A 19,970-nucleotide genomic window follows, 5' to 3' on the forward strand; every position below is an offset into this window, starting at 1 on the left:
GAACCCGGAAGTTAAGCCTTTCAGCGCCGATGGTACTGCATGGGAGACTGTGTGGGAGAGTAGGACACCGCCGGACTCACAGTGGTTGAGGGCCGTCCCTTCGGGGGCGGCCCTCAACGCATTTCTAGAGGCTTTTTGGATGGGCCCCGCCGGACGGCGGGGCCCTTTTTGTTTAGTAGGAACGCTTCACCCGGCTGGCGCCGGGCGGGGTGGTCAGCCGAGTCCGTCGCGGACGGCCTTGATGAGCGCGCTGGGGTCGCCGTCGAAGTAGTCGCGGATGACGGCGTTGAGGATGGCGTTGGCGCGGGGGTTGGCGGCGGGCGTGACGTCGGCGCCGTCGTCGGCCGGCATGTCGTCGGGGGCGTTGCCGACCTGGAGGAGGCGGTGGATTTCGGAGGCGTGGTAGCGCCGGTGCCCCGACGGAAGCGTCACGGGATTGAGCGTCCCGGTCCTGGCCCAGCGGGTGACGGTCTTGGGGTCGACGCGGAAGAAGTTGGCGACCTCGGCCGGCGTGTAGAGGGTCGGCTGCTGCTGGGGGTTTTCGGGCTGCTTGGTCATGGTCGTCGTTCCGATTCTCGTTCTGGATTGATGGTGAACCTCCGAGCGTCGGCGCGGAGGGGTCTATGGCGGCTGCCGCTGTGCAGGGTCAGCCGGGTCAGTTGGCCGTCGGCGGGTCGGCGTCGTCCGGCTCGCTGTCGGGGTCGTCTTCGGGGTGGCGTCCGTTGATCGGTGTGTGTGACGCGGTGCGGAGGGTGGCTAGGTCGGCTTCGGTCTGATCGGCGAGTGCTGCGGCCAGATCGGCGGCGGCTTCGTCCAAGTCGCCGGTCGGGATGTAGAGCGTTCCTCCGGGCTCGGCCGCGGTGTCGATGTCGCGCGCTCTGCGGATGAAGGCGGCGGCTTCCTGGACGACCTCGGCCAGGTCGGCGGCGGCGGTTCGGACGATGGCCTCGGTAGTGCCCGGCGTGCTGCCGAACTCGCGGAGGACGGTCGTGAAGGCGGTGGCGGTTTTGCCGGCCGCGAGGCTGAGGGCCTCGTCGGCGGGAAGGCGGTCCGGGGAGCCGTGCAGCGCTTTTCTGGCGGCGTACTGGGCGACCGCGCTGATGAGGTTGATGCGCATCATCGGGAACCGGCGGTTGAGCATGACGTCCTCGAACGCCTGGGCGGCGAGCGGGATCATGACGGCGGGCGCCACGGAGCGGGTGAGCAGTTCGGCCATGTCACGCGCTACCCGGCAGGTTCGGTGGGGCGTCGGGGAGCGTGCGAGCCATGGTCTCGGCGAGCAGCCGCGCGGCCTCGGCGGTTTCGCGGGCGCGTATGCCGACCTGGTCCCAGGACAGCCACCAGTCGCCGTCGCGGTAGGTCACAATGACCCGCACCGCGCGCTTCTGGTTCCCAACTGTGAATACGTGCAGTACCGGGTAGGTGTTGACGTGCGTGAACGCGCTCTGCACGCCCGGATGGGCGCTGATCTTCTGCTGGAGGGCCGCCAGGTACTCGGCGCGCTCGTGATGCTGAATCATCGGCGCCGCACTGTCGGCGTCGGCCTTTTTGACTCCGGAGTAGAACCCGGAGATTGATTCGGTCTGGTTGGTCAGCGTTTGTCTGGATCGACGCCTCAGAAGCCCCATGTGATCACGCTCCAGCGCGGGGAAAGTTCCGGTTAAGGCTTCTCAGCGTCCAGCAATTGAGGTAGCTTCTCTACGTTCCTGGACGGTTCCGGTAAATGATCATCCCGGTCATTGGAGGAAGTGCCGTGAATGAACCCCCCGACCCCCGAACCTCGCTCTGGGCGACCATCGCGTTCTACCTGCGGTTCTTCCGCATGCAGCACGGCGAATCCGGCGACATCCTCGCTCGGCGACTTGGGTGCTCCCGGTCGTCGATTTCCAGACTGGAGGCCGGTGAAGCTGAACTGACACCCGAACAAGCCGACAAAGTGGACGAAGGGTGGAATTTGGGCGGGCTGTTCGGAACGCTCGTCTACTACGCCACGCTCGGCCATGACCCGGATTGGCTCAAGGCTCACCTGGAGCTGGAGGCGCGTGCGAAGACTCTGCGCATTTACGAGGGCGCGGTCATCCCCGGCCTGTTCCAGACGCCCGAGTACGCGCGGTCTCTGTTCGCAGCGAACGGGATCAAGGACATCGAGAAGCATGTCAAGCTGCGAATGGAGCGGCAGGCGGCGCTGACCAGGCCCAATCCGCCACAGGTGTGGGCTCTGCTCGCTGAGCCGGTCCTTGAGTGGCAGGTCGGCGGACCGGAGGTCATGCGCGGTCAGTTGGAGCGCCTGCTCGAACTGGCAGACCTGCCAGAGGTCTCGATCCGCATCGTCTCGAAGGCGGAGGGCGCCCACGCCGGGCTGGGCGGGACCTTCAAGATCATGACCGTCGGTGGAGTTGATCTCGTGTATACCGATGCGATCGGGGGTGGGAGACTTGCCAGAGGAGTCCAGGAAACCGAACGGTTCTCCAACTGGTACGAATCCATCGGAGCGCAAGCGCTACCGGCGGGCTCCTCACGACGGCTGATCAAGAAGATGATGGAGGGCACCCGCGATGATTCAGTGGCGTAAGTCCAGTCGCAGCATCGGGATGGAGAACAGGGATTGCGTGGAACTCGCTTCGCTCTCGCTCGCTGTCGGCGTCCGGGACTCGAAGGCCCCGTATGCGGGACACCTCGCGGTGCGGGTCGGCGAGTTCCGCCGCTTGGTCGCCGAGGTAAAGGCGGGAGACCACGACCTGCGCTGACGGCGTCCCGCCACCTCCCCGGACCGGCGGTTGATCAAGAAATTGATGGAGGGCACCCGCGATGATCCAGTGGCGCAAGTCCAGTCGGAGTAACCCGCAAGGAGGCGACTGTGTGGAGCTTGCTGCGCTGTTGTCTTGCGTTGGGGTGCGGGACTCGAAGGCCCCGGATGCGGGACACCTTGCGGTGCGGGTCGGAGAGTTTCGGCGCCTTGTCGCTGAGGTGAAGGCCGGGGGCCACGGCCTGCGCTGACGGCGTCGTCGTCATCTGCTGGGACGGGACCGGTTGCTGACCGGTCCCGTTTTGCTTGTTCGGGTGGCGGAACGTTGGCTTCGTGGCGGTTGGCGTGCTGGTGGGGGCGCCGCAGGGTGGTTCGGACTACCGTTCTGCGATCAGTTCCCCGTGTTCGACGGCGTTGCGCAGTGTGACGGCGAACTCTTCTGGTAGCAGGTGGAGCGCGTCCAGTGCCTGCGTGGTCGCCGGGATTTCCTCCAGGAGGTACTCGCCGCGGTCGGGTCGGTCGAACTCTGGTCCGGTGCGGTCGGCGGCGGACCAGGTGTCGATCGCGGCGAGGTAGAAGTCTTGCCGTTCGTCGCCGCGGTCGATGGTGTGCAGGTGCCGGAGGATCGTGGCGGATCCGCCGACCTCTTCCCGGATCTCTCTGAGCAACGCGTCTTCGGGGGAGGCATCGTTGGGCTCGACACCGCCGCCGACGACGACCCAGTACGGGCGCTGCCCGGGCTTGAGGCGTTTCATCAGCAGCAGCGTTCCGGCCGGGGTGAGGAGCACGGCACGCACGCGGTGGGGCATTCGGTTCCTTCCGTGGAGCGGAGCGTGAGTTAGTGCAGGAGTTGGCCGCCGTCGACGTGCAGGGTCTGGCCGGTGATGAATCCGGCGGCCGGGTCGGCGAGGAATGCCGCCGCCGCCGCGACGTCTTCGGGTTGTCCGCGTCGGGGGACGCATTGGCGCTGGACCTGGTCGGCGGGCGGCACACGATCGTGGGCGGGGAGGAGGTTTTCGGCGGGGACCTGGATCGCCCCGGGCACGACGGTGTTCACGGTGATGCCGTGCGCGCCGAGTTCACGCGCCAGCGAACGGGTCATCCCGTGCAATCCGGCTTTGGCCGCCGCGTAGGCGACCAGACCGCGGCGACCGGTTCGTGCGGTGATGCTGCCGATGTTGATGATCCGTCCCCAGCGGTGTTCGGTCATGGTCGGCGTGACAGCGTGGCACATCCGGTAGTGCAGGGTGAGGTTCACCGCGATCGCCTGGTCCCACGCGGCGGCGTCGAGACGGTTCCACGCGATGCGGGGGTAGGCGCCTGCGCAGTTCACCAGGATGTCCACGGTCCCGAGCTCGCGCGCGGCGGCGGCGTGGAGGCGTTCGGCCGCGTCGGGTTCGGTGAGGTCGGCGCTGAGCGCGAGGGCGTGGCGGCCGGCGCGGCGCACGTCGGCGAGGACTTGGTTCGCCCGGGCGGGTTGGTCGTGGTGAGCGATGGCGATGTCGGCGCCGCCGGCGGCGAGCGCCCGGCAGATCGCCGCGCCGATGCCTGTCGCACCACCGGTGACCAGCGCGGTTCGGCCTCGCAGCGGCGCGGCCCCGAGAGGCGCGTCATGCTGGTCGGGCGCGGTCACCGCTGCGCCTGGGCGGATGGGGCGGTGGGCCGCCCGCTGTGAACGGTCGCCGAGGCGCCGGGTCCGGCATGGTCAGGTGTCGCGAACCGGTGCATGGTTTCGGGGTTCTGGGTTTGGGCGAGTCTGGCCAGCAGGAGGAGCAGGTCGCCGTCGGCCAGTTCGCGGGGCGGGATGACGCCGAGGATCCGGACGGCCAGCAGGTGGCGGATGTCGGTGAGCCAGTCGTCGGCGTGAAGGCCGGCGTCGGCGGCGAGGCCGTCGCGGAGCCGTTGGGTGAAGCGCGCCAGCGCGCCAGCGCGGCTGCGCGGCCGGCGCCGACCGGCCAGGTACAGCGGATCCGCAGCCACCGGCCGTTGGAGGCGATCGTGACGTCCTGAGCCGTGGGCGGCGTCGGGCGCGGCGAGCGATGCAGCGTGCGGGCGTACACGGCCGGCCGGTAGAGCGGGACGAGCCAGCCGCCCATGCCCACCAGGTACCAGAGCAGTGTCGCGATCTCTCCGGCGAGGATGTTGCGGCCGGCGTGCTCGAAGTCCAGCCAGCACAGGGTCTTGGGCGATCCGAAGGCGATGTTGGGTTCGGTGGGATCGCCTTGAGTGAGGGCGGTGGCCCACCGTCCGCCGGGCCGCAGCGCACGTCGCGCCGCGTCAATGGCGCCCGCCAGGTCCCACCGGTGGACGGTGCCGTTGACGACGAGTTCGCGTGGTTCCCGGACGTCCACCGGGTTGCCGGTGCGGGGGTCGGGGATGGTGAGGCGGTCGCGCAGGTACCAGGTCGCGATGCGTCCTCCGGGACGGATCCGGTCGGCGTACAGCGCGGGCACGCACTCCTCCAGCCGCGCGATCTCGCCGGTTGCGGACAGGGCCGCGGTGAAGCTGTCGCAGACCGCGTCGATCGCGGCGACGACATTGTGGACGGCGGTCGGCGCGGGGTCGGTGTCGGCGGCGGTGATGAGGTCGCCGAGCAGGCTCTGGCATCGTCGGCCGACGAACACGTCCTCGTACACGAGGGTGTGGGCGGGCGAACGACCAGCGTTCGCGGGTTGCCGATGCGGTCCGTCGCCGGGCCGGGGTGCGTGAAGCAGGGCTGGGACGGGCAGGTGGCCGGCGACCTGCCACCATCCCGCCGCTTCGCTGAGCGCGGAGGGCAGGTCGGGGAACGGCTTGCTGAAAGTCGGCCCGCCGACGGCCCGTCCGGTATCCGACGCGGTGACGGGCGTGGTGGTCGAACCGGCGGCGGTCATGAGCGGCCCGCCTGGGGGAAGGTCGACAGCCAGCGGTCGAGGACGAGCGTGGCCATCGTCGTGGCGGTGGCGCGGTCGGTCCGGGCCTGCCGCTGCCGCTGAGCCCACTGCCCGGGATCAGCGTCGTGCGGTCCGTTCTGCGGCTCGTCGTGCAGGAGCGCGACGAGCGCGCTGTCGTCGTTCTCGTGTTCGCGCTGGGAGGTGCCGAGGATCCGCAGGATCAGCTTGGCCAGCAGCGCAGTGGTCTTGTAGAGCTTGCGCAGGTCCGGTGCGCCGTGCAGGAGCTGGCGGCGGATCTCGATCGCGGCCGACGCGGCGTCGGCCGCGCTCGCGGCGGCGTCGTCGGCGGGCGAGGGCGCGGGCAGCGACAGCCCGGGACGGCACCACAGCGGCGCGTAGTCGCCGTCGCCGAGCAGGGTCAGCACGTGCAGCAGGCGGGGAGTGATCGCCGCGCTACGGCACTCGGCGGCGGTCACGGCCGTCACGCCGAGCTTGACGCCGCCCAACCCGTCGCGCAGGTCGTCCAGGGCTTGGCGCAGCCGCGGCAGGCCGGCGGGTTCGGCGACGACGAACACGTCCAGGTCGCTCCAGCCGTCCCGGTAGGTCCTGCGGGCTCCCGACCCGGTGACGGCCAGGAGGTCAACAGCGGCGGGTTCACCGGTGACCTGGTCCAGCAACGCCGTCAGGTAGGCCGCCAGCCGTACGGGCAGTCCCAGCTCCCCGACCGCGATCGGCACCGGGCGCCGCAGCGGCCATCGCGCCGCCAACGCGATCTGGTCCAGGCGGTGCCGCAAGGCGACCGATGATCGGTTGTTGTCGATGACCTCGTCGGCCAGGTCGGCGACGCGCGCCGCGCCGCGCTCGCTCTTGACGATGTCGCGCTCGGCGACGTCGCCGGGACCCGCCGTGCCGCGTGCGGCGCGCACGTCGGCGTGGGCGTCGAGGTAGAGGACGGTGAGCTGCTTCCCGAGCAGCCGTCGGAGCTCAGCCGTCGCTTCGAACCGGTGCAGTGATTCGATCGTCACCCGATCCAGGTAGGGGTGAGCGGCGCAGTACCGGTCGAGGGCGTCGACCAGTAACTCGGCCTGGACCTGCGGTGTGCAGGCGTACGGGTCGGCGAGATCGGCCAGGTCGGCGGCGGTCCGGATCAGCCAGCCGATCTTCAGGCGTGCGTAGGCGTGCCGGGTCCGCAGGTACTCGCCCGCCGTGCTCTTGCCCGACTCCGACAGACCGCCCAGCGCGACGAGCTGAACATCGCGCAGCGCGCCGTCCGGGAGAACCGGGTGGCCTCCCGCGAGGAGGGCGCGCAGTTCGTCCTGCACGGCCAGCACCGACCGGTCGCCGACGACCACAGCGGTGTGCCGGTCGCGTTCGATCAGCCGGTGAACGTGGTCGTGGAGCTGCCGCTGGTAGGCCGCGTACCGGGACGACACCGCCCGCTCGCGCGCCAGGCTCCGCACCGTCCCGGCCGCCGCGTCGACGTCGTGCAGGAGCACGATGCCGTGCTCACCGGCCTGCGCGCGTCGCAGGTCCTCGGCGTACGGTTTCAGCAGTGCGACGGCTCGGTCGGCGGCGCGCCGGACGTCCAGGTTCTCTCGCACGCCGACGGTGGCCGCCAGCGACGCCTCCAGCATCATGACCCCGCGGTCGACGAGCCGGAGCGACGTCGCGACCGGCGTGCGGGAACGGGCCAGGTAGGAGCAGGCCAGAACGTCGGCGACCTCGTGGACGGGCGCGTCCTGGAACCACCACCGGCTCATGCCTTGAGAACGGACGACCGTCCAGCGCGGATCGAAGTCCTCCAGTGGGCCGGTCAAAGTGGCGTGACGCGCGGTGAGGCGGCGTGCGAGCACCCGCAGTTGGGTGGTCTTGCCGGTGTTGTCCGGGCCGCTGAGCGCGATGGTCAGCGGCGCGTCGGTTCCCGCCCCCCACGCCGGACGGGCGAGCCGCGGGCCGGGAGCTGCCGGGTCGAAGGTCGGGTCGGTGAGCCGGGTCGTCGTCACCGCAGGCGCACGATCGTGCATGCGGACCTCCACGAAGTCGGAGCGAACGACTCCACCCAGCCAGACCCGCGCCTCCGCCGGACCGATTCCTGCGTCCCGCGCACACCGTGTGCGGATCATGCACACGCACTTGTCGACCCGCCTCCCAGGTGTTAGGGCGAGGCCGGGAGCAGGAACAGAACAGGGGTGAAAGGGACGAGAGCTCAGCGGAGGCCGCACCGAAAGGCCAGCTCGCGCAGACCCGGCAACGTGCGCCCTTGCGCGAGCAGCCCCCACACCAAGGCTTGCGCCGCAGGTCGCGCGCGAGTTTCCTCGGGGGCGGCCCGCTCAGCGCGAAGCAATGCCGACAACGTCTCCTCCCGACGGCCCCACATGGCGTACGCGCGTGCGACATCGACCCAGTACCGGGCCTGCCGCTCCACCGTCGGCAGACGGGCCGGCGCGATCCGGCGGGCCGCCGCCACCGCCGCCGACGGATCCCCGGCGGTGTACTCGGCCGAAATCCGGTGCAGCGCAACGGCCCCCGGCCCGAATCCGCCGCCATGATCGCGCAGCAACACTCCGCCGCCCGCCTCCCGCGCCAGCGCGTCGGCCTGCGCGGTGAGTTCCCGCATCCCCGCCCGGTCACCGGCATGCGCCGCCGTATACGCCGCGCTCATCACCAGCAGTCCCCGCTCGGCCACCAGCGCGGACGCATGACCGCGCAGCACCTCACCGTCGGCTGCGGCCATCACCAGATCGGTCGCTTGCGTGAACCGGCCCGCGCGCCGCGCCAGCACCGCCTGCACCCGCGCGGCCTCGGCCACCAGCAGCGGCCGACCGGACAACCGTGCGGAAAGCACCGCACGGTCAGCGGCGACCCACGCCAGTTCGTCGCCGAGTTTGGTCAGCACCCGCGTCGTCAAGATGTAGGTCTCCGCCGCCAGATCTGCCGCAGAAACAGCCATCTGGACGCTGTGGACCAGCCGCGGGAGCCCGTGCTCCAAGCGCCCGAACCGGCTCGCGTCGTAGTCGGCGATCGCCGCGGCCAACGCAGGCCGCATCCGGTCCGGCGCGACCGTGATCAGCCCGGCGCCGGTTCCCAGCAGCGCGTCACCGATCCGCGCAGCCAGCCCGGTACCTGGACGATCACCACCGTCGCGCGACCCGGAACCCCGGAGACCGTGGGCTGGGGGGACCGCCGCGGCTGCGGCGGTCGCCGCCAGGGTCAGCAGCCGACGTCGTCGCACTTCTTCGTCATCCCTCGCACCGGCCGTCTGATCACCGGCCACCGTAGCGGCCACACCAAGGCGCTCCGGCGCGATTCCCAGAACCACCGCGATCCGCCGTAACGTCGCTAGGTCCAGCCGGTCGGCGGCACCGGTCTCCCACCGCGACACCGTGGACGCCGCGCAGCTCATCCGCGCCCCGAACTCTTTCTGCGACCACCCGAGCCGCGTCCGCTCGGTACGAATGACCTGCCCGCGACTCATCTCGCCGGCTAAGCCGGCCGACCGTGGTGAACCCGTCACGGTTCCCAGCGTCGCCGGTTCCCGCTGTCTTCGCGTGTTTTCGGGGGCGGTTGGCGTGTTGGTGGGGGCGCCGTAGGGTGGTTCGGGTGACTGACAAGCTGTGGGAGATCGAACCGTCCGGGCCGCTGCGTGGCGACGTCACGGTGCGGGGAGCCAAGAACGCTGTCAGCAAGCACATGGTCGCGGCCATGCTCGGCAGCGAGCCCAGCACGATCCGGAACACGCCCGACGTGGGCGAGGTCGGGATCACGGCGGCGATGCTGGAGAACCTTGGGACTACGGTGGAGCGTTCCGGGGATGAGATCACGCTCGTGCCCGGCGATGTTGTCGAGCCGAACGTGCCCAAGGCGTTCACGGGGCTCAATCGGATTCCGATTCTGATGCTCGGTCCGCTGCTGCATCGTGCTGGTGAGGCGTTCGTGCCGCTTGTCGGCGGGGATCCGATCGGGCGACGGCCTGTCGACTTCCATGTGGACGCGCTGCGGGCGTTCGGGGCCGAGGTCACGCTCGCCGCTGACGGCATTCATGCTCGTGCCAAGCGGCTTGTCGGGACGCGTATCGAGCTGCCCTATCCGAGCGTCGGGGCCACTGAGACCGTCTTGTTGGCGGCTGTGCTCGCGCAGGGGAAGACCGTCATCCGCAATGCGGCCACGGAACCCGAGATCACCGAGCTGGCGCTGTTCCTCCAGCGGATGGGGGCGCGGATCTCGTTCAGTCCGGACCGGCGCATCGTCATCGAGGGCGTGGAGCGGCTCGGCGGGGCGCAGACGCGGCTCGGCGGGGACCGGATCGAGGCCTTCTCCTACCTCGTGGCCGGGCTTGTCACGGGTGGGGAAGTCCGGGTTCACGGGTGCGCCCAGGACCGGCTCGTCACGCCGATCACGACGCTCGCGCGGATGGGCGCGCGGTTCCAGATCACCGACGACTGGATCATGGCGTCGGCGCCCGAGGGGCTGCTGCCCGCCGCCGTCCAGACCGACACGCACCCCGGGTTCGCCACGGACTGGCAGACGCCGCTCATGGTCCTGTTCACGCAGGCGGACGGCATGTCCGTGCTGCATGAGACGGTTTATGAGAACCGGCTCGCCTACGTCCCGGCGCTTCAGAGCATGGGGGCCGAGATCGAGGTTTACGACACGTGTCTTGGCGGGCCGGCGTGCCGGTACCACGACACCGGGGCGCGGCACTCGGCCGTGGTCCGGGGGGTCAGCAAGCTGCGCGGCGGGGACGTGACGATGCCGGACATCCGCGCGGGCTTCTCGGCCGTCCTCGCCGCCGCCGTGGCGGAGGGGCCGTCGACGTTGCGGGGCGTGCATCACATCGAGCGCGGCTACCACCGTCCGGTCGAGCAGTTCCGCGAGCTGGGGCTGAACCTGCGCGCCCGCTGACCGGCCCGCGTCCGGCGCGCCGGACGGCGGCCGGATCGGATATGTATGGGGGGTGATCCATGCCGACGGCCCCCAGCCGAAGTACCTCCAGCTCCGCGCGATCCTGCTGGAGCTGATCGAGCAGGAGCGCCTGCCGGTGAACGCGCCCGTCCCGTCCGAGCGGGAGCTGTGCCGGCGGTTCGGGGTGTCGCGGATGACGGTCCGGCAGGCGGTCGACCAGCTCGTCGCCGAGGACCGGCTGCGCCGCATTCCCGGCAAGGGGACGTTCGTCGCGCGTCCCAAGGTGCAGATGCCCAAAGAGCTGGTGTCGTTCACCGAGGACATGCGGGCGCGGGGGCTGCGGCCCGCGTCCAAGGTGCTCGGCGCGCGGACCGTCCCGGCGGACGCGCGGCTGGCGCGGCTGTTCGGCGCCGACCCGGGCGCGCCCGTCCACCAGATCGAGCGGCTGCGGCTCGCCGACGACGAGCCCATGGCCGTCGAGAAGTCCTGCATCCTCGCGTCGCTCGCGCCGGGGCTGCTGGACGGCGGCGTGTCCGACCGGTCGCTGTTCGCGGTGCTGGCCGAGGACTACGGGATCGTCCTGGACGCGGGCGAGCAGACGATCGAGGCCGGGCCGGTGGAGGCCGACGAGGCCGGGCTGCTCGGCGTCGCGCCGGGCAGCGCCGTGTTCTTCCTCCTCCAGCGCACGTTCAGCCGGGACGTGTGCGTCGAAGTGGCCACCGCGACCTACCGCGCCGACCGGTACCGCATCCATCTCGGGCTCGAACCGCGAGGTCACGGGCCGGGCGACTGGCGTCCGCGCTGACGTCGCGCGTTCGCCGCGCCCCGCGCTGGGCATGACCTCCCCGACGGGACGAGGGAGGGACGCGCATGCCGGAGAACGTGGTGATCGTGGGGGCCGGGCCGACCGGGCTGCTGCTGGCGGGCGATCTCGCCGCGGCGGGCGTGGACGTCACCGTCCTGGAACGGCGGGTGGGGCCGTCGGAGCTGACGCGGGCGTTCGCCGTCCACGCGCGGACGCTCGAACTCTTCGACATGCGCGGGATCGCGGACGATCTGGTGCGCACCGGGCGGCGCGTCGGGCAGATCCGGTTCTTCGGGCACGTCGGGATTGATCTGTCGCATCTGCCGGGACGGTTCCCGTTCGTCCTCATCACGCCGCAGTACGAGACCGACCGCGTCCTGCGCGACCGGGCCGTCGCGGCGGGGGCACGCCTCCAGGAGGGCGTGGAGGTGACCGGGCTGCGGCAGGACGCCGAGGGCGTCGCCGTCCACGTCCGGACGGCCGACGGGACGACCGGCGTCCACCGGGCCGCCTACGCGGTCGGCGCGGACGGCGCGCACAGCACGGTCCGCGCGGCGCTGGGCCTGCCGTTCGGCGGGACGTCCGCCGCGCGCTCGGTGATGCTCGCCGACGTCCGGCTCCGCGACGAGCCGCAGGAGATCTTCCACTTCGGCGTGGCACGGAACGTGTTCGCCGTGATCGTCCCGTTCGGCGACGGCTGGTACCGCGCGGTCGCGTGGAGCGCCGAGGACAAGGCGGCCGGCACCGACGACGTCGACCTGGACGAGCTGCGCAAGGCCCTCCGCGCCGCGCACGGCACCGACTTCGGGCTGGCCGAGGCGCGCTGGACCTCCCGGTACAGCACCGACGAACGGCAGGTCCCGCGCTACCGGGTGGGGCGGGTGCTGCTCGCGGGCGACGCCGCCCACGTCCACTCGCCGGTGGGCGGGCAGGGCATGAACATCGGCCTGCACGACGCCGCCAACCTCGCCTGGCGGCTCGCCGCCGTCGTGCGCGGCCACGCCCCCGACACGCTCCTGGACGGCTACCACGCCGAACGCCACCCGATCGGGCGCCAGGTCGTCGCCGGGACGGGCGCGCTGATGCGGATGCTGCTGGCCCGGTCGCCCGCGATGCGCGCGGCCCGGCCCCTGATCGTGCGCGCCGCCGCGCTGCCGCCGGTGCGGCGGCGGGCGGCGCTGGTCGCGTCCGGGCTCGCCACCGCCTACCCGGCGCCGCGCGGGACGCACCCGCTCACCGGCCGCCGCGCGCCGGACGTTCCGCTGGCGCGCGGCGCCGGACGGCTGTTCGAGGCGCTGCGCGACGGGACGTTCGTCCTGGTCGCCGCCGCCGACGACCCCGCGCTCGGCTACCTGGTGGAGCAGCGCTGGGCGGGCCGCGTCCGGTACGCCGTCGCGGGCGGCCGGACGCGCGCGACCGTGCTCGTCCGGCCGGACGGCCACATCGCGTGGGCGACGAGCGAGACGTCACCGGACGCGCGGGCCGCCGAGGTCCGCGACGCGCTCGCCGCCTGGGCCGGCCCGGCGGCGGCCCCGGCGGGTCAGAACCGGTGGTCCTCCCGGCCGTAGCCGAGTTCCTCGGCGATGTCGGCGAGGTTCTCGTACGGCCGGTCCGGCAGGTCGGCGAGGCTCTCGGCCGCCGCGTCGGGCGCGTCGGGGCCGATGTGGGCCAGGAGGTCGTCGGGATAGGCCGGGTAGCGGACGCCCGTCAGCATCCGCGCCAGGGCGCTGCGCTGGTCGACGTCGGCGTTGGTCATGCCGGGCGGCGAACCGCTCGTCAGGTCCGCGGGCTGCGTCGGGTCGGGTCGCGCGGCCGGATCCCAGACGGCGTCGTCGGAGAAGGGCTCGGTCTCCTTGAACTCCTCGGCGTGCGTGGGGTGCCCGCCGGTCACCATGCCGCGGGTCTCGCGCTCCAGCTCGTCGTCGAGCTGGGGGCCGTGCTTGCCGGTCTGCTGCTCGCCCATTGGGGGTCCTCCTTCCGTCAGGTGCGACCCCCTTCCCGGTCACGGGCGGCTGAATCGTCAGCCGTCCCGGCTCCAGCGGGGCAGGCGCAGGCGGCGCCGGGACGGGCGCGGCGACGGATCGGCGTCGTCCGCGCCGGGATCGGCGTCCGCGCCGGGGTCGATCGCTGCCTCGTAGCGCATCGGGAGTTCGCGGGGGGCGAGGACGAGCGGGGTCGCCCGCCACTCCAGCTCGTCGCGCGGCACGGCGGGCCGCAGCACCGGCAGCGCCGCCGCGAGCCGTTCCACGGCGAGGACGGCCAGGCCCGTCGCCAGGTCGCGGCCGAGGCAGGCGTGCGGGCCCGCGCCCCACGCCAGATGCGCGCGGGAGCTGTGGACGGCGTCGGCGGGCAGCCCCCCGGCGAACGACGGGTCGGCGTGCGCGGCGGCCGTCGACAGCAGCACCGGGTCGCCCGCGGCGATGCGGTAGCGGCCGAGGCGGACGTCCGAGCGGGGGCAGCGGAACGTCAGGTAGGACGCCGGGGGAGCGTGCAGCGCCGCCCGGTTGACGGCCTCGGGGAGCAGCCCGCCCGCCGAGCCCGCGCCCTCCCCGGACGCCTCCAGGATCGTCGAGCAGATCAGCGCGCCGGTGTGCCCGCCGACCCACCGGACGGCGAGCATCGCCTCGGCGGCCAGCTCGTCGGCGGTGAGGGTCGGGTCGGCGGCGTGCAGGACCGAGGCCAGGTCCATGCCGCGCTTCTCCTGCGCGCATCGCTCCCGGACGGCGGCGTGGACCCGTTCGGCGGCCTCGGGGGCGTCCGGGCCCTCGGCCAGCACGGCGGCGAGGTCGGTGCTCAGGTCGTCCGATAGGTCCAGGAGGCGGAGCGTCGCGCGCAGGGCCAGCGGGCGCGCGTACCCGTTCGCGAGGTCGGCGACGCCCGTCCCGCCGTGCGCCCGGACGAGCGCGGTGATCAGCTCGTCGGCGTCCCGCGCCACGCCGCGTTCCAGCGCCCGCGCCTCGGGGCGCTTGCGGTCCTGGAGCACCGCGAGCGCGGCGGCCCACGCGGCGCGCAGCCGGTCCAGGGCGGCGCCGTCGGCGAACAGCGCCGCGCCCGCCGCCGCGTGCGGGGCGTGCGGCCAGTCCGCCGGGACCCCGCCCGCCCGCTCCCGCCACGCGGCCGAGTCCTTGCTCCAGACGCCGCGCGCGTCGCGCAGGACGTCGAGCATCTGCGGGTAGCCGAGGACGAGCCACGCCGGCACCCCGCCCGCGTCCACCGGGGCGACGGGCCCGTAGCGGGCGCGCAGATCGTCGTGGAACGCCGTGTGCCGCGCCTCGCCCGCGCCGGTGAGCAGCGGTTCGACGGCCAGCCGGGCGAGCGGGGGGTGGGCCGGTTCGTCCGGCGTCAGTGGCTCCATCGACGCCGACTCTAGAGGACGGCCGGGCGATGTGATCAGTTCCTCGCGAAATGCCCGGCCGGGCACCGCGCCGGTCCGGCGGGGCGCCGGGCGTGCGAGGCTGGTGTCCCGATCCGACGACACCCGGAGGTCACGATGGCCGATTCGACCGACGACAACGGCGGCCCGGAGGAGCTGAAGAAGCGGTTCCGGGAGGCCCTGGAACGCAAACGCGGCGCCGCGGCGGACCGGCAGGGCGCCGGCGGCGGGCGCGGCGGCAAGGTGCGCGGGGCGCACGAGCGCGCCGACCACCAGCGCCAGTTCCGCCGCAAGAGCGGCTGATCGCCGGGGCGGACCCGCGTCCCGGGTCCGCCCCTCGCGTCACTGCTGGTAGAGCCGTTCGACGTAGCCGGCGCCGTAGTAGCGCTCCAGCTCCTCCAGCGACTCGGGCGTCGCCTGGACGTCCTTGACCAGGCGGGCGTGGGACGGCAGCACGTCCGGCCGCCAGGTCTCCGGCTTCCAGAGTTCCGAGCGCAGGAACGCCTTCGCGCAGTGGAAGAAGATCTGCTCGATCGCGATCTCCACCGCGAGGACCGGCCGGTGGCCCTTGACGATCATCTGGTCGAAGTAGGGGGCGTCGCGCAGCAGCCGCGCGCGGCCGTTGATCCGCAGCGTCTCGGTGCGGCCGGGGATGAGCGACAGCAGCCCCACATGGGGGTTGGCGAGGATGTTGAGGTAGCCGTCGGCCCGGCGGTTGCCGGGACGTTCGGGGACGGCGATCGTCGCGTCGTCCACGACATGGACGAAGCCGGGCGGATCGCCCTTGGGGGACGCGTCGCAGGAGCCGTCGGCGGCGCTGGTGGCGAGGACGCAGAACGGCGAGGCGGCGAGCCATTCGCGGTCGCGTGCGTGCAGGACGACGCGCTCTTTGGACAGCGCGCGGGACCTGGGCGTGCCGAGCAGTGCGCGCAGGTCGTCGGGCGAGGTGATCTCGGCCGGGTCGGACACCGGGACGAGCCCCTTTCTCCGGCCGTCCGGCCGGTCCGCCGTCCATCCTCGTCGGCGCCGCCGCGCGCTGTCCACCGCGTTCTCCGCCGGTCAGGCGCGGACGGCGTAGGTGCGGACGCCGGCGGACTCGGACGCGTCCAGGATCCGCTGCTCGGTGAGGACGTCCAGGTGCGCGCCGATCTCCAGGACGGCGAGCATGCGGCTGAACGGGTCCAGGTCGTCCAGGGCGCGGCGGCGGCGCGTCCACGGCATCGCCCGCGCGACCTCCAGCGCGGTCGTGTTCCCGGCGCGGACCTGCGCGGCGGCGGCGTCCAGGCGCGCCTCGTGGTGGGCGAGCAGTTCGTCCACGCGGGTGTGGACGCTGCCGGTGACGCCGCCGTGCGCGGGCAGCAGCAGCGTGTCGGGCAGGTCCCGGACGAGGCGCAGCGAGTCCAGGTAGCTGCGCAGCGGGCTCGCCTCGGGCTCGGGCTCCAGCCCGATCGACGGGCTGATGTGCGGCAGGACGTGGTCGCCCGCGAACAGCAGCCCGGCGGCGGCGTCGCGCAGCACGACGTGGCCGCGCGTGTGGCCGGGGGTGGCGAGGACGTCCAGGTCGCGGGCGGTGAGGGCGACGCGTTCGCCGTCGTCCAGCCAGGCGTCGGGGAGCGGGTCGGCGATGGAGCGGTCCCCGCCCCGGTCCAGCGCGGCGATCTCGGCGGCGAGGTCGGGGGCGCCGCAGCGGCGCAGCAGCTCGATCTGGCGGCGGCTGCGGTCGGCGACGTTGAACGCCTTGATCGACGGCTCCTCGCCTCGGCCGATCCGCACGCGCGTCCCGAACGCCTCGCGCAGCTTCAGGGCCTGCGAGTAGTGGTCGATGTGGGCGTGGGTGACGAGGAACTGCGACACGTCCCCGGCCGTCAGACCGAGCAGCCCGAGCGCCGAATCCAGCGCGGCGCGGGCGTCCGGGAACGCCCAGCCCGAGTCCACGACGACCGGCCCTGACGGGTCGTCGATCACGTAGACGTTCACCGCGTGCAGGCCCGGGACGGGCACCGGCAGCGGGATCCGGTGGACGCCCGGGACGACCGGGTGCGCGCCCGGCTCCGTCCAGTCCGGGGGCTGCTCGCTGAGCGGCGGTGTCACGGCGGCCCCCTTCTCGAACGTCGTTCGGTTCGTGGCAGAACCTACTTCATCCGGCGGACGGCCGGACCGCCGGGGGCTCCTAGAGTGGGGGCATGGCACGCAGAGGCAGGAACGTCCCGGACCTGCGTCCGGTGGGCGGCGGACGGGCCGAGCTGCTGCGCGACGCCGACCGCGACGGCGGCTGGGTCCTCATCGTCGGCGGCGTCCCGCAGTCGTACGTGGACCTCGCCGACCCCACCCACCTGGACTTCGAGTACATGCGGCTGCTCGGCGACATCGTGGACTGCCTCGGCCTGCCGGGCGAGCCGTTCGACGCCGTCCACGTCGGCGGCGCGGGCTGCACGCTGCCCCGCTACCTCGCCGCGACCCGGCCCGGCTCGCGGCAGGTCGTGCTGGAGCCGGACGCCGAGCTGGTCGCGCTCGTGCGCGAGCGGCTGCCGCTGCGGGGCGTGCGCGGGGTGAAGATCCGCATCACCGACGGGCAGACGGGCCTCGCGGCGATCCCCGACGCGTCCGACGACCTCGTGGTGCTGGACGCGTTCGCGGACGCGACCGTCCCGGCCGAGCTGGTCACCGAGGCGTTCACCCGCGAGGCCGCGCGGGTGCTGCGGCCCGCCGGGGTCTACCTGATGAACATCGCCGACGGGACGCGGCTGGCGTTCGCGCGGCGGGTCACCGCGACGGTCCGGGAGGTGTTCCCGCACGTCCTCATGCTCGCCGACCCCGGCGTGCTGCGCGGGCGACGGTTCGGGAACATCGTGCTGGCGGCGTCGCGGGCGCCGCTGCCCGCCGACGCGCTGGCGCGCCGCGCGGCGGGCGGGATCGCGCGGGCGCGGCTGGTGGACGGCGCCGACCTCGTCGCGTTCGGCGGCGGCGCGGCCCCGATCCGCGCCGCGACGGACGTCGTGCCCCCGGAACCGCCGGAACGGGTGTTCGGGGCGTTCTGAGCGGCGCCCGTCCTTTATGGACCGTTCCCGGACGGTCTGTCGGCGTTAGCGGAAACGGCGAACCGAATTCTATGCGGCAGATCCAGCCGGTTTGTCCTGCAAAACGGGACGGGATGTCCCATAATCGAGTGATGGAGTCGTCCACCCGGATTCTTATTCTCGGCATGGATTCGTCGGGGAAGGTGCTTCAGTTCGATCGAAATGCGGCGGCCGTGCTGCGAATCGAGCCGGGCGTCCGGCTGGACGAGGTGATCGCCGGGGCCGGCGCGCCGCTGCGCGAGGCCGTGCGCAGCGGGCGCGAGCGGACCGTCATGCTCGCCGTCGAGACCTCCGGCGGCGCGCACGAGGCCGTCGTCACGCTCCATCCGCTGAGCGACGCCGCCGATCCCGCCGGGGTCGCCGTGCTCGCGCTCGTCCGCGTGCCCGTCCCGCACGCCGAGCGGTTCGTGGACCCCGCGCTCGTCCGCCGCGCCCTGCTGGACGACGCGCTGCCGCGCCTCGGCTCCACCCTCGACCTGGACCTGCTCGCGCGCGGGCTGGTCGAGGTGGCCGTCCCGCACCTGTGCAACGCGGCGGCCCTGCTGCTGCTGGAGAGCGTGCTCGACCCCGAGGAGCCGCCCGCCGCGGGCGTCCCGCCGATGCGGCGGATGGCGCTCGCCACCGACGACGGCGACTCGGCGTGGGACGCGGCCTTCCCCATCGGCGAGGCCGTCGTGTACCCGGGCGACAGCCCGTACGCGCGGTGCCTGGCGACGGGCGAGCCGGTGCGGGTCACGCTGGACGCCGAGAGCGCCGTCCGGCTGGCCGCCGAGTGGCGGCGTCCGCCCGTCGCGGACCTGTTCAAGGGCGCCTCCCTGCTCCTGCTGCCGATCACCGACGCGGGCGGGCTGCTCGGGTTCTTCGTGTGCATCCGGACGCCCGCGCACCGCCCGTTCGACGCCTACGACGTCGAGGTCGGCATGGAGTTCGCGAGCCGCGCCGCGATCCTCGTCGAGTGCGCCCACCGGTACGGGCGCGAGCGCGCGACGGCGCTGACGCTCCAGCGCAGCCTGCTGCCGACCGACCTGTCGGCGCCCGCGACCGTGGACGTCCGGCACCGCTACCTGCCCGGCGGCCGGCTCATCGAGGTCGGCGGCGACTGGTACGAGGCCATCGCGCTGCCGGGCGCGCGGGTCGCGCTCGTCGTCGGGGACGTCGCGGGGCACGGCGTCCGGGCGGCCGTCACGATGGGACGGCTGCGCACCGCGATCCAGACCCTCGCCGCCCTCGACCTGCCGCCCGGCGAGGCGCTGGAGCGGCTGGACGCCCTGATGCGCACCCTCGGCGAGCGCGAACCGCACTTCGCGACCTGCGCCTACGTCGTGTACGACGCGGTCAGCGGCCGGTGCGAGGTCGCGAGCGCCGGGCACCCGCCGCCGCTGCTGGCCGCGCCGGGCTCGCCCGCCGCGTACCTGGACGTCCCGCCCGCCCCGCCACTCGGGATCGGCGACGGCCCGGTCGTCAGCCGCGAGTTCCCCGTCGCCGACGGCACCCTGCTGTTCCTCTACACCGACGGGCTCGTGGAGCACCGCGCCCGCGACATCGACGTGGGCTTCGACCGGCTGCGCGCCGTCTTCGACCGGGGCGGCGTGGACCTGGACGAGCTGTGCCGGGAAGCCCTCGACGGCGTCTTCGACGACCGCCAGCGCGACGACATCGCGATGCTGCTCGCCCGGCTGCACCGGATCCCCGCCGAGGACCACGTCGCGTTCCCGCTGCCCGCCGAGCCCGCCGCCGCGCGCCGCGCCCGCGGGCTCGTCCGCGAGCGGCTGCGCCGCTGGGGCCTCGCCGCGCTCGCCGACACGGCCGTCCTGCTGGCGTCGGAGCTGGTCACCAACGCCTACCGGCACGCGGGCGGGCCGATCACGCTGCGGCTCATCCGCGAGGGCGGGCTCGTGCTGGAGGTGTTCGACTCCGCCGACGGGCAGCCGCGCGTCCGGGCGGGCGAGGACGTCTTCGCCGACGGCGGCCGGGGCCTCCAGGTGGTCGCGCGGCTGTCGAGCCGGTGGGGCGTGCGCTGTACGCCGGGCGGGAAGGCCGTCTGGTGCGAGCTGCCGCTGCGGTGAATGCCGGAATGGGCGTCCGGCGACTTGTTCGGCCATTTCGGAAAAGGACGATGTCCGGGGCGCGGAAAAGCACACCCGGCGCGGCCGGCGGCCGATCGTGATTTTCGGCTTCGTATCGTGCCGGATGA

20 protein-coding genes, 1 rRNA gene and 1 pseudogene are annotated in these 19,970 nt (G+C 73.0%); 10 read left to right on the top strand and 12 right to left on the bottom strand.

Annotated elements, in window-relative coordinates; translation table 11 throughout:
* Positions 1 to 76 (top strand): 5S ribosomal RNA (rrf, locus tag GQ466_RS30415); the annotation flags it as partial.
* A gap of 299 nt (positions 77 to 375) precedes the next feature.
* On the opposite strand, the pseudogene GQ466_RS32145 reads toward rrf, so the two are convergent.
* The 3 genes and pseudogenes from GQ466_RS32145 to GQ466_RS30430 all read right to left on the bottom strand — a co-directional run.
* Positions 376 to 558: pseudogene (locus GQ466_RS32145) on the bottom strand (helix-turn-helix domain-containing protein); the annotation flags it as partial.
* A gap of 97 nt (positions 559 to 655) precedes the next feature.
* Positions 656 to 1,216 carry a hypothetical protein gene (locus tag GQ466_RS30425; RefSeq protein ID WP_161106538.1) on the bottom strand — a complete coding sequence of 187 codons (561 nt, stop codon included), beginning with the start codon at positions 1,214 to 1,216 and terminating at the stop codon, positions 656 to 658.
* 1 nt (position 1,217) lies between these two features.
* Complete coding sequence (locus GQ466_RS30430; RefSeq protein ID WP_161106539.1) at positions 1,218 to 1,628, bottom strand: hypothetical protein; 411 nt, start codon at positions 1,626 to 1,628, stop codon at positions 1,218 to 1,220.
* Positions 1,629 to 1,723: 95 nt separating this feature from the next.
* On the opposite strand from GQ466_RS30430, the gene GQ466_RS30435 reads away from it, so the two are divergent.
* From GQ466_RS30435 to GQ466_RS30445, 3 genes are all read left to right on the top strand, one after another.
* Complete coding sequence (locus tag GQ466_RS30435; RefSeq protein ID WP_161106540.1) at positions 1,724 to 2,572, top strand: helix-turn-helix domain-containing protein; 849 nt, start codon at positions 1,724 to 1,726, stop codon at positions 2,570 to 2,572.
* 19 nt (positions 2,573 to 2,591) lie between these two features.
* Positions 2,592 to 2,747 carry a DUF397 domain-containing protein gene (locus tag GQ466_RS30440; protein WP_337193684.1) on the top strand — a complete coding sequence of 52 codons (156 nt, stop codon included), beginning with the start codon at positions 2,592 to 2,594 and terminating at the stop codon, positions 2,745 to 2,747.
* 61 nt (positions 2,748 to 2,808) lie between these two features.
* Positions 2,809 to 2,997, top strand: coding sequence for a DUF397 domain-containing protein (locus GQ466_RS30445; protein WP_161106542.1), 189 nt, complete (start codon positions 2,809 to 2,811; stop codon positions 2,995 to 2,997).
* 126 nt (positions 2,998 to 3,123) lie between these two features.
* Here the strand turns inward: GQ466_RS30445 and GQ466_RS30450 are convergent, their stop codons facing one another.
* The 5 genes from GQ466_RS30450 to GQ466_RS30470 all read right to left on the bottom strand — a co-directional run bounded on the left by GQ466_RS30450 (position 3,124) and on the right by GQ466_RS30470 (position 9,133).
* Positions 3,124 to 3,555: an NUDIX hydrolase gene (locus tag GQ466_RS30450; RefSeq protein WP_161106543.1), complete on the bottom strand. Its 432-nt coding sequence runs from the start codon at positions 3,553 to 3,555 to the stop codon at positions 3,124 to 3,126.
* 29 nt (positions 3,556 to 3,584) lie between these two features.
* The gene (locus tag GQ466_RS30455) at positions 3,585 to 4,379 is read right to left on the bottom strand and encodes a 3-oxoacyl-ACP reductase FabG (protein ID WP_161106544.1); all 795 of its coding nucleotides are present in this window, start codon (positions 4,377 to 4,379) and stop codon (positions 3,585 to 3,587) included.
* The gene (locus GQ466_RS30460; protein WP_161106545.1) at positions 4,357 to 5,619 is read right to left on the bottom strand and encodes a hypothetical protein; all 1,263 of its coding nucleotides are present in this window, start codon (positions 5,617 to 5,619) and stop codon (positions 4,357 to 4,359) included. Before GQ466_RS30460 ends, GQ466_RS30455 begins: the two co-directional genes overlap by 23 nt.
* Complete coding sequence (locus GQ466_RS30465; protein WP_202421343.1) at positions 5,616 to 7,643, bottom strand: hypothetical protein; 2,028 nt, start codon at positions 7,641 to 7,643, stop codon at positions 5,616 to 5,618. The genes GQ466_RS30460 and GQ466_RS30465 overlap by 4 nt, the downstream gene beginning before the upstream one ends.
* Before the next feature lie 182 nt (positions 7,644 to 7,825).
* Entirely contained in the window at positions 7,826 to 9,133 is a 1,308-nt protein-coding gene (locus tag GQ466_RS30470) for a helix-turn-helix domain-containing protein (protein WP_161106546.1), read from the bottom strand.
* Between the two features lie 86 nt (positions 9,134 to 9,219).
* On the opposite strand from GQ466_RS30470, the gene murA reads away from it, so the two are divergent.
* The 3 genes from murA (at position 9,220) to GQ466_RS30485 (ending at position 12,894) form a co-directional block, all read left to right on the top strand.
* Positions 9,220 to 10,521: a UDP-N-acetylglucosamine 1-carboxyvinyltransferase gene (gene murA, locus GQ466_RS30475; RefSeq protein WP_161106547.1), complete on the top strand. Its 1,302-nt coding sequence runs from the start codon at positions 9,220 to 9,222 to the stop codon at positions 10,519 to 10,521.
* A 52-nt stretch (positions 10,522 to 10,573) separates the two neighbouring features.
* On the top strand, positions 10,574 to 11,326 hold the full coding sequence (locus GQ466_RS30480) for a UTRA domain-containing protein (protein WP_161106548.1): 753 nt from the start codon (positions 10,574 to 10,576) through the stop codon (positions 11,324 to 11,326).
* A 65-nt stretch (positions 11,327 to 11,391) separates the two neighbouring features.
* On the top strand, positions 11,392 to 12,894 hold the full coding sequence (locus GQ466_RS30485) for an FAD-dependent monooxygenase (protein ID WP_161106549.1): 1,503 nt from the start codon (positions 11,392 to 11,394) through the stop codon (positions 12,892 to 12,894).
* On the opposite strand, the gene GQ466_RS30490 is transcribed toward GQ466_RS30485, so the two are convergent.
* Both GQ466_RS30490 and GQ466_RS30495 read right to left on the bottom strand, forming a co-directional pair.
* Positions 12,867 to 13,289, bottom strand: coding sequence for a DUF2795 domain-containing protein (locus GQ466_RS30490; RefSeq protein WP_161106550.1), 423 nt, complete (start codon positions 13,287 to 13,289; stop codon positions 12,867 to 12,869). The two genes, GQ466_RS30485 and GQ466_RS30490, sit on opposite strands and share 28 nt — an antisense overlap.
* Before the next feature lie 57 nt (positions 13,290 to 13,346).
* On the bottom strand, positions 13,347 to 14,681 hold the full coding sequence (locus GQ466_RS30495) for a cytochrome P450 family protein (protein ID WP_161106551.1): 1,335 nt from the start codon (positions 14,679 to 14,681) through the stop codon (positions 13,347 to 13,349).
* A 135-nt stretch (positions 14,682 to 14,816) separates the two neighbouring features.
* On the opposite strand from GQ466_RS30495, the gene GQ466_RS30500 reads away from it, so the two are divergent.
* Positions 14,817 to 15,002: a DUF5302 domain-containing protein gene (locus GQ466_RS30500; RefSeq protein WP_161106552.1), complete on the top strand. Its 186-nt coding sequence runs from the start codon at positions 14,817 to 14,819 to the stop codon at positions 15,000 to 15,002.
* Positions 15,003 to 15,041: 39 nt separating this feature from the next.
* Here GQ466_RS30500 and GQ466_RS30505 read toward each other — a convergent pair whose 3' ends face one another.
* Together GQ466_RS30505 and GQ466_RS30510 are read right to left on the bottom strand one after the other, a co-directional pair.
* Complete coding sequence (locus GQ466_RS30505; RefSeq protein ID WP_161106563.1) at positions 15,042 to 15,668, bottom strand: MSMEG_1061 family FMN-dependent PPOX-type flavoprotein; 627 nt, start codon at positions 15,666 to 15,668, stop codon at positions 15,042 to 15,044.
* Positions 15,669 to 15,758: 90 nt separating this feature from the next.
* Positions 15,759 to 16,790 carry an MBL fold metallo-hydrolase gene (locus GQ466_RS30510; protein ID WP_161106553.1) on the bottom strand — a complete coding sequence of 344 codons (1,032 nt, stop codon included), beginning with the start codon at positions 16,788 to 16,790 and terminating at the stop codon, positions 15,759 to 15,761.
* Between the two features lie 92 nt (positions 16,791 to 16,882).
* Here GQ466_RS30510 and GQ466_RS30515 point away from each other — a divergent pair, with 92 nt between their 5' ends.
* On the top strand, positions 16,883 to 17,737 hold the full coding sequence (locus GQ466_RS30515) for a spermidine synthase (RefSeq protein ID WP_161106554.1): 855 nt from the start codon (positions 16,883 to 16,885) through the stop codon (positions 17,735 to 17,737).
* Between the two features lie 212 nt (positions 17,738 to 17,949).
* Positions 17,950 to 19,842: an ATP-binding SpoIIE family protein phosphatase gene (locus GQ466_RS30520; RefSeq protein WP_337193685.1), complete on the top strand. Its 1,893-nt coding sequence runs from the start codon at positions 17,950 to 17,952 to the stop codon at positions 19,840 to 19,842.
* The last annotated feature ends 128 nt before the right edge of the window (positions 19,843 to 19,970 follow it).

Source organism: Actinomadura rayongensis (genome assembly GCF_009831215.1).
Lineage (GTDB): Bacteria > Actinomycetota > Actinomycetes > Streptosporangiales > Streptosporangiaceae > Spirillospora > Spirillospora rayongensis.

Excerpts from the sequence above, each read along its gene's own strand:
- GQ466_RS30445 (WP_161106542.1), top strand. The coding sequence starts at position 2,809 with ATGATCCAGTGGCGCAAGTCCAGTCGGAGTAACCCGCAAGGAGGCGAC.
- GQ466_RS30495 (WP_161106551.1), bottom strand. The coding sequence starts at position 14,681 with ATGGAGCCACTGACGCCGGACGAACCGGCCCACCCCCCGCTCGCCCGG.
- GQ466_RS30435 (WP_161106540.1), top strand. The coding sequence starts at position 1,724 with ATGATCATCCCGGTCATTGGAGGAAGTGCCGTGAATGAACCCCCCGAC.
- GQ466_RS30425 (WP_161106538.1), bottom strand. The coding sequence starts at position 1,216 with ATGGCCGAACTGCTCACCCGCTCCGTGGCGCCCGCCGTCATGATCCCG.
- GQ466_RS30465 (WP_202421343.1), bottom strand. The coding sequence starts at position 7,643 with ATGCACGATCGTGCGCCTGCGGTGACGACGACCCGGCTCACCGACCCG.
- GQ466_RS30440 (WP_337193684.1), top strand. The coding sequence starts at position 2,592 with ATGGAGAACAGGGATTGCGTGGAACTCGCTTCGCTCTCGCTCGCTGTC.
- GQ466_RS30490 (WP_161106550.1), bottom strand. The coding sequence starts at position 13,289 with ATGGGCGAGCAGCAGACCGGCAAGCACGGCCCCCAGCTCGACGACGAG.
- GQ466_RS30460 (WP_161106545.1), bottom strand. The coding sequence starts at position 5,619 with ATGACCGCCGCCGGTTCGACCACCACGCCCGTCACCGCGTCGGATACC.
- GQ466_RS30500 (WP_161106552.1), top strand. The coding sequence starts at position 14,817 with ATGGCCGATTCGACCGACGACAACGGCGGCCCGGAGGAGCTGAAGAAG.
- GQ466_RS30450 (WP_161106543.1), bottom strand. The coding sequence starts at position 3,555 with ATGCCCCACCGCGTGCGTGCCGTGCTCCTCACCCCGGCCGGAACGCTG.
- GQ466_RS30515 (WP_161106554.1), top strand. The coding sequence starts at position 16,883 with ATGGCACGCAGAGGCAGGAACGTCCCGGACCTGCGTCCGGTGGGCGGC.
- GQ466_RS30485 (WP_161106549.1), top strand. The coding sequence starts at position 11,392 with ATGCCGGAGAACGTGGTGATCGTGGGGGCCGGGCCGACCGGGCTGCTG.
- GQ466_RS30430 (WP_161106539.1), bottom strand. The coding sequence starts at position 1,628 with ATGGGGCTTCTGAGGCGTCGATCCAGACAAACGCTGACCAACCAGACC.